General features: G+C 43.6%; 10 protein-coding genes. 3 read left to right on the top strand and 7 right to left on the bottom strand.

Annotated elements, in window-relative coordinates; genetic code table 11:
• Positions 1-201: 201 nt before the first annotated feature.
• A complete protein-coding gene (locus K4039_RS22150; RefSeq protein WP_265238597.1) occupies positions 202-777 on the top strand; it encodes a Uma2 family endonuclease in 576 nt (191 codons plus the stop codon).
• A gap of 58 nt (positions 778-835) precedes the next feature.
• On the opposite strand, the gene K4039_RS22145 is transcribed toward K4039_RS22150, so the two are convergent.
• The 3 genes from K4039_RS22145 to K4039_RS22135 all read right to left on the bottom strand — a co-directional run bounded on the left by K4039_RS22145 (position 836) and on the right by K4039_RS22135 (position 3,101).
• Positions 836-1,294: an Imm30 family immunity protein gene (locus tag K4039_RS22145; RefSeq protein WP_265238595.1), complete on the bottom strand. Its 459-nt coding sequence runs from the start codon at positions 1,292-1,294 to the stop codon at positions 836-838.
• Positions 1,294-1,581, bottom strand: a complete 288-nt coding sequence (locus K4039_RS22140) for a hypothetical protein (protein WP_265238594.1) — start codon at positions 1,579-1,581, stop codon at positions 1,294-1,296. Before K4039_RS22140 ends, K4039_RS22145 begins: the two co-directional genes overlap by 1 nt.
• A gap of 233 nt (positions 1,582-1,814) precedes the next feature.
• Entirely contained in the window at positions 1,815-3,101 is a 1,287-nt protein-coding gene (locus K4039_RS22135) for a folylpolyglutamate synthase/dihydrofolate synthase family protein (protein ID WP_265238592.1), read from the bottom strand.
• Between the two features lie 103 nt (positions 3,102-3,204).
• On the opposite strand from K4039_RS22135, the gene K4039_RS22130 reads away from it, so the two are divergent.
• Positions 3,205-4,185, top strand: a complete 981-nt coding sequence (locus K4039_RS22130) for a DNA cytosine methyltransferase (protein WP_265238590.1) — start codon at positions 3,205-3,207, stop codon at positions 4,183-4,185.
• A gap of 92 nt (positions 4,186-4,277) precedes the next feature.
• Here K4039_RS22130 and K4039_RS22125 read toward each other — a convergent pair whose 3' ends face one another.
• From K4039_RS22125 to rsmI, 4 genes are all read right to left on the bottom strand, one after another.
• Positions 4,278-4,862, bottom strand: coding sequence for a hypothetical protein (locus K4039_RS22125; protein ID WP_265238588.1), 585 nt, complete (start codon positions 4,860-4,862; stop codon positions 4,278-4,280).
• Positions 4,859-5,356 carry a DUF4365 domain-containing protein gene (locus K4039_RS22120; protein ID WP_265238587.1) on the bottom strand — a complete coding sequence of 166 codons (498 nt, stop codon included), beginning with the start codon at positions 5,354-5,356 and terminating at the stop codon, positions 4,859-4,861. Before K4039_RS22120 ends, K4039_RS22125 begins: the two co-directional genes overlap by 4 nt.
• Positions 5,357-5,412: 56 nt before the next feature.
• Positions 5,413-6,630 (bottom strand): glycosyltransferase, encoded by a 1,218-nt coding sequence (locus K4039_RS22115; RefSeq protein ID WP_265238585.1) that lies wholly within the window; start codon positions 6,628-6,630, stop codon positions 5,413-5,415.
• A 90-nt stretch (positions 6,631-6,720) separates the two neighbouring features.
• Entirely contained in the window at positions 6,721-7,584 is an 864-nt protein-coding gene (rsmI, locus tag K4039_RS22110) for a 16S rRNA (cytidine(1402)-2'-O)-methyltransferase (RefSeq protein ID WP_265238583.1), read from the bottom strand.
• Positions 7,585-7,616: 32 nt separating this feature from the next.
• Here rsmI and K4039_RS22105 point away from each other — a divergent pair, with 32 nt between their 5' ends.
• On the top strand, positions 7,617-8,498 hold the full coding sequence (locus K4039_RS22105) for a PfkB family carbohydrate kinase (RefSeq protein WP_265238581.1): 882 nt from the start codon (positions 7,617-7,619) through the stop codon (positions 8,496-8,498).
• The last annotated feature ends 117 nt before the right edge of the window (positions 8,499-8,615 follow it).

Here is an 8,615-nt window from a genome sequence, read left to right as displayed (position 1 = left end):
GCCGCTCTTTCTTTTTCCATATCTTTCTGTGGCATTTGTAAGTTATTCATTTTTTTTATTGTCACAATCAATCATTGCATATAATTATATCATAATAAGTGTAGATAATGATTTAGGATTGCTATAGCCTGAATTAATAAAATATTCAGAAATTTGACTTGTGTTAAAATCAAAGTTCAGCCTAGAATAGGAGCAAGTTTTATGACAGCAATGACAGTCAAAGATTTAAACCAAGTTCAAACTCTTTTTTCCGAAGCGGGTTTAGATTACAAAATTGAACTAGAAGACGGGAGACTTTCAGTTATGGGGCCATCAGACATCGTATCCAGTGAAATCGGCAGTATTTTGATTCGCTTACTCGGTAATTGGGTTTATCCCCGTCGGTTGGGGAGAGTGTTTGACTCCGCAGGCGGTTTCATCATGCCGAATACCAACGTCAAAGCGCCGGATGTTTCGTTTGTGCGCGCGGCCCGCTTGCGCCAAAGTCCGCGTTATTTTGGTGAACTTGTCCCGGATTTGGTGGTGGAAATTAAGTCTCAAAGCGATCGCATTAAGCCTATAGAAACCAAGGTTTTGAAGTTTATCGAGTTGGGGGCGGTTGTCGGACTTCTGATCGATCCTGATGAAGAAACAGTGACTATTTATCGATCGACTGGCGAACCGACTATTTTAGGAAATGGCGATATTTTAACGATACCAGAGCTTGTTCCAGGTTGGGAATTGCCCATTTCGGAATTGTGGCCTCCTATTTTTACAGAAGAAGAAACACAAGGTTAAGGAAAAAAGAGCGATTCCCTACGGGATAGCTTCGCTCGCGCGTACTTCTAAATATTCATCAGCGGTAATTAACTTGTACAGCTAGCTCAATCGGTGAATCTTGATGCGTCAATTGATAGGTAGCACTTTCTTCGAGCAATTGTCGAATAAAATGGGGACTGTGAGTGTTAATTGAATGTAACAAATTTCTATACAAACGACAGGCAGCCTCATCATTCAGAATGCGACTGTGGAGTATTCTTGTCCAATCAGAGGCAAAAACAATTAATTGTGGGATGACACTGATAAATGCTTGTAACTGCTGTTCCATTTCAAAAGATTCTAAAAAATGAATTAGGCTAAACATGACCTCTGGCTGTTGGCAGCGATCATCTAAAATCAGATGTAAATCTGGTAATTGTTCGCTCTCATGATGCTTAGCGACTTCCGCTAAAGCATTTTCAAAAGCTGTTACTTCTTCAGTCGATCGCATTAATTTATTAGCGTCCAAAATGCTAATCCAGCTATTTTCCTTCATCACCTATTTCCTCTCTTTTCAAAAACGCCTAACCAACCTAACTTATTTAACTGGATAACTTGCTGTAAGCTGCGCCTAATTTGTGGCGTATAAAGTCCCTGACGGCGATAAATTACTCGTGCATCGCTAATTTCTCTAGCTAGTGCTTCTCTTGGTAACAAGCTGAGATTGGGGGATTGTCCATAAGAGATAGTCTGGCGATGACGACCTCCTTTACCGGGCAAGGGGTGTTCCATCATTATAGCAATACCCATTTCTCTCGTGTAACCAGGAACTTTTGCTGCCATGAATCCATTAGAAGGAATGTGATGTGGTGTCAGATTATCGCCTCTGCATCCAGCTTTAAGCAGGTCTCCGTAACACCCAACTGCGCCTTCCCCTGGGAGAAGTCTGTTTGTATAATTAGCTATTTCTATTCTCCTATTCCGCGATCGGGGACATGATATTATGACAATAAATCCAGTTTCTATGAATTACCATTCCCAGTTTACTCGAAAATTAATCTTCAGGCAGGATGCGTTTAAAATTGAGATTGTTGTTGCAGAAAATAGCCGACTAGATAAAGGGAACCGCAAAGCACTGTTAAATTGTCACCTGTAACAGCAGCATCTAAACCTGTTGTTAAGTCTGGGAAGGCTTGACAAATTGTTAATTCGGGGCAGATATTTTCAGCAATGGCGGCTAATTCTGCGGGGGATGCGGAGTTTTGATCCGGTACGGGTACTAGGTAAAGCCGATCGCCCTTTTTGAGTAATGCTTGTAAAATATCATCACAGTCTTTCGTCGCCAAAATGCCGATTACCCAGTTAATCGGTGACGGGGAAGTGGTAAGATTGTCTACATATTCGCGCAGGGCAATGGCTGCGGCTGGATTGTGAGCTCCATCTATTAATATTTTCTGGTTTTTCCAAGTTGTCTGTTGAAGTCTTCCGGGCCATTGGGTTTGGGCGATTCCGTGGGCGATGGCGGTTGCGGAGATTTGCCATCCTAGGTTTTGGAGGGTGTGGATAGTGGCAAGTGCGATCGCCGAATTCATTAATTGAACTTGTCCCAACAATAGCAATTTATATCTTATTTTAACCGCAGATGAATCAGAATTAACGCCGATTTCTGGACTTGGATGATATTCTACAAATCCGTCTCCTAAATCTACCGCAGGTTTTACCCAAACTGCCGGACAATCCAATTTTTGAATCTTTTTTTCTACTACTATTCTAGCAGATTCTGGCAATTCTCCGACAACTACCGGACACTTTGATTTGATAATTCCCGCTTTTTCCCCAGCAATGTCAGCAACAGTCGGGCCGAGAATTTGCCAGTGATCGAGACTAATAGAAGTAATCACACTCACAAGGGGAGTTTCGCAAACATTAGTCGCATCTAATCTACCGCCCAATCCGGTTTCTATGACAGCAATATCTGCTTTTTGTTCTGCAAAATACAGCCAAGCTGCGGCGGTGATGATTTCAAATTGAGTGGGAGTTTCTGTATTAGCTTCCGCAGCGCTGACAACTTGTTTTAGACACTGCTGCAATGCTGTTGTAGAAATCGGTTTTTGGTTGATGCAAATTCTTTCTGTCCAATCGATTAAGTGCGGGGATGTGTAGCGCCCGACTCTATAGCCTGCTGCTGTTAGTACGGAAGAAAGATAGGCGCAAACGGAACCTTTACCATTTGTGCCGGCAATGTGGATAATGGGTACTTTTTTGTGGGGGTTGTCTAGTTTTTCGAGGAGTTTCTGAATTCTTTCTAAGCCGAGGTGTACGCCGAAGTGTTGATAAGATTGGAGGATGGAGTTTGCATTCATTGAGGATGATCAGTGTTATATTTGTTTTCGAGTTAGATTTTTTTTAACGAACCGCGAAGGCGCAAAGGGCGCGAAGGAAGAAAAGAGATAGATGTTGATAAATATGAATATTATTTCTTTGTTTGCGGGTTGTGGTGGCTTGGATTTGGGTTTTCGCTTGGCTGGGTTTAATCCGGTTTGGGCGAATGAATATGATAAGTCTATTTGGGATACCTATCAATTTAACCATTCTGAAACTCTGTTAGATAAAAGAGATATCAGAAAAATTAATTCTGATGAAATTCCCGACTGTATTGGGATTATCGGTGGGCCTCCGTGTCAAAGTTGGAGTGCGGCGGGTGCAAAACGCGGGATTGATGATTCTCGCGGTCAGCTTTTTTGGGAGTATATCAGAATTGTGCGGGACAAGCAGCCTTTGTTTTTCTTGGCTGAGAATGTTAGGGGTATTTTAGCGGCCAGAAATAAGGATGCTTTCAGTTATATATTATCGCAGTTTGAGGAAATTGGGTATCGGGTTTCGTTCCAGTTGGTGAATGCTAAAAGCTTTGGTGTGCCGCAAGATAGACAAAGGGTGATTGTTATCGGTTATCGGGATGATCTGGGTTTGGGTTTTGAGTTTCCCGAACCTGGAACCGATTTTTTGACGCTGCAAGATGCGATTTTTGATTTACAGGCTGAACCAATTCTAGTTCATGGTAAACTAGATAAGTATCACGATTCTGTCGCGAATCACGAATGTGCAGATTTGGGTTTTTCCAGCATTTATATGTCGCGGAATCGAGTCAGAAGTTGGGGTGAACCTTCGTTTACAATTCAGGCAAGCGGCAGACACGCACCTCTGCACCCTCAAGCTAGTAAAATGATTTTAGTTGGCAAGGACAAACGCATTTTTGACCCTAATTCGCCTCAGCCTTACCGTCGGCTTTCTGTGCGAGAGTGTGCGAGAGTTCAGACTTTCCCGGATGACTTTATTTTTAAGTACAAATATATTGCTGACGGCTATAAAATGGTTGGGAATGCCGTACCTGTTAATTTGGCTAGGATGTTGGCAAAAAAGATTTATGCGGATATTTCTGCCTTCTAAAATAGATAAGACGGCGGTTGAAACCGCGTCTACAAAAACGAAGTCCGCCGACGCGGACTGATGAAAATAACTTGATTTTAAGCGCCCGTTCTTCAACCCGCGGAGGCGGGTTTTGTTTGTGTAGACGCGGTTTCAACCGCCCGGTCTTCTATGATAAAGTTGTGGGGATTTTTGAGAATAAAGGTTTGATTTTTTTTGATTAAATCTCCCGTACAGACGAAAGGTAAGCGTTCTTGATAAGCTTTGATGGCGAGGATATAATCTTTGTCTGCTAGTTCGGTTTGAATCTTCCGCAGTTTGTCCGCAATCACGCCGAGTAAGGTAATTTCGCCACTTAATTTGTCGGCGTTGGGCGTGTGAATTTGCATTACGACTCCCTGAATAGTTGTATTGGGAAGCCCAGTAATTAAGTCTGCTAAAATTTCAATTTGAGTGCGATTTTCTACGATTTCTAAGATTTGAATTGCCTCGCGGATGCGGGCGGCATAATCTCCGAGAGTTTGTTGGTTGGGGAGTAATATTTCAAAGTCCTCTCCGGCGGCTGGTTTGTGCCAAAGAGTGGCATTTTCTAAGAAAGGTTGGTCTTCATGCCACCCGTGAATTTGCAGGTAATTTCTAAGTTGATTTAGGTTTACTGTTTCGACGGGGATTTCGCTATCTTTTACGGTGACTTTCATGGTTGAACTCCTTGGCTAATCCCCTCCATAATTGACTGAAGGGCGATGACTGTAAATTGATTTTTTCTGGGTATCGTGACTGTGACAGCGGTGGTGTTTTGTGTTTCTGGCATTCCCCGCAGAGATATCCAATATCCGCATTCCTTCATGCAGATTTCTGTTTCCGACTGGGTTAACCAGTCTTCTATTGTTTCGGGGATTAAAACGACAACTAAAATTCGTGGAATGGCGAAGTCATCCATTCTTAAGTCATCGTAGTTTTTCAGTTTGAGGGGGTAGCGGATCAAGTTATTTTCTCGAACATCTCTTGATGTCGATTTTAACTGCAATTCTAAGCGCGGTGCTCGGATGCGACCTGTTCCTCCTTTGGCTGCTATTCCCCAGTCTACGCTGTCGTCGTCTACGGAGGGTTTGTAAATAGAATAGCCTGCAACGGTGGCGATGGCTTGCAGGTAGGTGTTACTAAATTGTTCTTTTTGTTGGCTGATATCCACGCTTGCCTGTATTTCCTGTATGATAACTCGATCTAGTTTTGCAATATGTCATCTTCTCATAAAAATTTTGTCAACTCGCCCAGATTTTGCCGAATCGTATTTATGCCGCGAATATGAGACAATGAAGAACCTCCATACAAAAAACTATCCAAACTAATTTGATAATTTTGCTGTACCGCCAAATCCAGCCAAAAATTCTTAAATGCTGCTCCCGGTTTGTAGTCGGGAATGTTATGCTGGTAGTAAGGAAAACTGTCTATACAAGTGTTAAAAAAGTTCTTGCGGCCGCAATGCTTTAAATACTGATATCGCGGCTTAAATTCGGTTTGATTTTCCAATACTGTATAAATAGTATCGGCTAAGGATTCCGGGTCGAATTTGGCGTAAAGTCCCGCACCTTCTGGGAAAACAGGTGAGTTTCCTCTAGCGTACTGATTGAATTCTTCAAAACAAATTACTGGTACGTTGCAACTCATTGCTTCGGTAATTCCTCGGTTTTTGCCTTCGAGAAGGGAACCGAGAACAAATGCTTGGGCGCGCGAATAATATACAGACATTTCGCTGTAGTAGTCAACTCTTGGCAATAAATTAATGTAGTCGGAGGGATTACCTAAAATTTGCTCTACTTGGTGCCATTCTTTTAAGGCGTATTCGTCGAGGGTTTTTAAGTTGTTAATATCAAAGTCGTGACCGCTGACTACTGTTAATTTTATCGGTTTTTGCGGATATTTTTGGCGATAAATTTTTAAGGCTTTGGCAATTATTGGCAAATTCTTTTCTTCGGAAATGCGGGCGACGGCGAGGAGGTCGATGTCTTTGGCGGGGACGTTGCGGGGAGAAATTAAGTATTCGTTGATGAAGTCTGTGTCTTGCAGTGGTATGATCGGTTTGTTGGCGCGATCGACATAAGTCTCACGAAACCACTTATCTCGCTGCGGGTTTTTGTATAAACTGGAATAAGCATCGGCTACCGGTGCCCAGGAATAGGACGTTCCGGGCGAATAGGTGAAGGAGAAAAATGCTGAGGAGAGTTGGGGAAATAGTTTGTCAATGAGTTCGACTCCTTCGCTGAAATATATCCCTTTGATGAATTTTCCTTCGTAAAATAGCGGGGGAAGCAAGACGTAGAAACTGACGGTATCGAAGCGGTGGGGTTGGTCTTCAAATATCTCCCAGGTAAAGGCGTCTAAGTCTGCATAGATTTCGGCGATTGGTTTGTTGATGTGGGGGTTGCTTAAATAGGGTTTTTGGCGATCGTAGTTTCCGCGTACCATAGAATTATTAGTGTGATTATTGAGTTTCTTTTTTTACCGCAGAGGGCGCAGAGGACGAGAAGAGAGGGTTATTCACGAGTCATCTAATGGTTATTCGAGTGATTCATTGTCGCCAATTGTGAGGGCTAGTTGGTAGATTTGGCGGCGGGGGAGAGATGTTTGTTGGGCTAGTTGGCGGCTGGCTTGGGAACGGCTGATGCCTTCTGCTATTAATGTTTGTAATTCGGCTTTGATGGCGTCTTCGGAGAAAATTGGTGCGTCTGTTTGCAGACCTGCAATTATTAGGGTAAATTCTCCTTGGGGTTCGCGACTGGTGTAAAGTTCGATCGCACTTTCGATACTACCACGCCAAAACTCCTCGTGCATTTTTGTCAATTCCCTCGCTAGCACAATTTGTCTGTCGGTTCCCAAGGTATTTGCTAAATCTTGTAAAGTTTGCCGCAACCGGTGCGGAGATTCGTATAAGATAATAGTGCGGGATTCTATTTGCAAATTTTCTAAACTCCGCTGGCGTTCTTGACCTTTGACGGGTAAAAATCCTTCAAATACAAATCTGTCTGTAGGTAATCCCGATGCACTTATCCCGACTATGCAGGCGCTAGGGCCGGGAATCGGAATAATGTTAATGTTAGCATCGGCGCAGGCTTTGACTAATTCGTATCCGGGGTCGGAAATTCCCGGCATTCCAGCGTCGGTTACTATGGCGATACTTTTTCCTAACTGCAGTTTTTCGATTAATTCGGGGAGTCGCTGCTGTTGGTTGTGTTCGTGATAGCTGATTTGGGGCGTTTTGATTTGAAAGTGGTGTAAAAGTTTCCCTGTGTGGCGGGTGTCTTCGGCTGCGATGAAGTCTACTGTTTGTAAAATTCGGATGGCGCGATATGTCATGTCTTCGAGGTTGCCGATCGGGGTTCCGACAATGTAAAGTGTTCCTGTGTTAGGATTTGGCTGCATTTTGATAATTTGGAGTTTTTAACCGCAGATGAATGCGGATTAACGCAGATATGAAGACTGGATTGTTTTTGGGATTGGCAACTTTGGATTTGATTTATTTGGCCGAGAAGCCTCCGGGTGAAAATCAGAAGGTTGTTGCTGTTGATTCTACCATTGTGGCGGGCGGGCCGGCGACAAATGCTGCGGTTGCTTTTAGCTGTTTGGGGAATGCGGCGGTGTTGGCGGGGGTTTTGGGCACTGGCGCGATCGCCCAATTGATTCGTGCAGACTTAGGGGAGTATGATATCAGGATAGTCGATTTGCAGCCAGGGCGATCGCACTCTCCGCCAGTATCTTCGATTATTGTAACTGAACAAACGGGCGATCGGGCAGTAATCTCGATTAACGCGACTAAATCCCAGGTTGACAGCCAAGCAATTAATCCCGACATTTTAACTTCAGTTAATATCATACTGTTTGACGGACACCAAATTCCAGCCAGCCAAGAAATCGCTGAACTCGCCCAATCAAAAAACATTCCCATCGTCCTCGATGGCGGCAGTTGGAAACCCGGATTAGCAGAAATATTGCCCTTCGTGAAATGGGCCATATGTTCCGATAATTTTCATCCCCCCGACTGCAACAATTCCGAACAAGTCTTTGCTTATCTCTCAGCAGCCGGAATTCCCCACATTGCCATCACGCGCGGCGAAAAACCGATTCAATACCTCAGAAAAGGCAGTTTCGGCAGTTTAGAAGTGCCTCAAATCCAAGCCGCAGACACTTCAGGCGCAGGCGACATTTTTCACGGCGCTTTCTGTCACTATATTTTACAAGACAACTTTAAAAATGCCCTCGCTGCCGCCGCCAAAATAGCCTCCGATTCCTGCAAAACTTTCGGAACCCGCCAATGGATAAAAAACATTCAAACTTAACCTTAAAATAACGCAAATATCCGGAAAAAAGCGATAGCACCCAGAAAACAGAAACAGACAACACTTGTTAAGCTAAAATAGTCATATCAACCCTCTCCTTTCTTCCTCTGCGCCCTC

It is taken from the genome of Lyngbya sp. CCAP 1446/10 (assembly GCF_026130175.1).
In the GTDB taxonomy this organism is placed as follows: domain Bacteria; phylum Cyanobacteriota; class Cyanobacteriia; order Cyanobacteriales; family Microcoleaceae; genus Microcoleus.
This window is presented reverse-complemented; position numbering and strand designations above follow the sequence as displayed.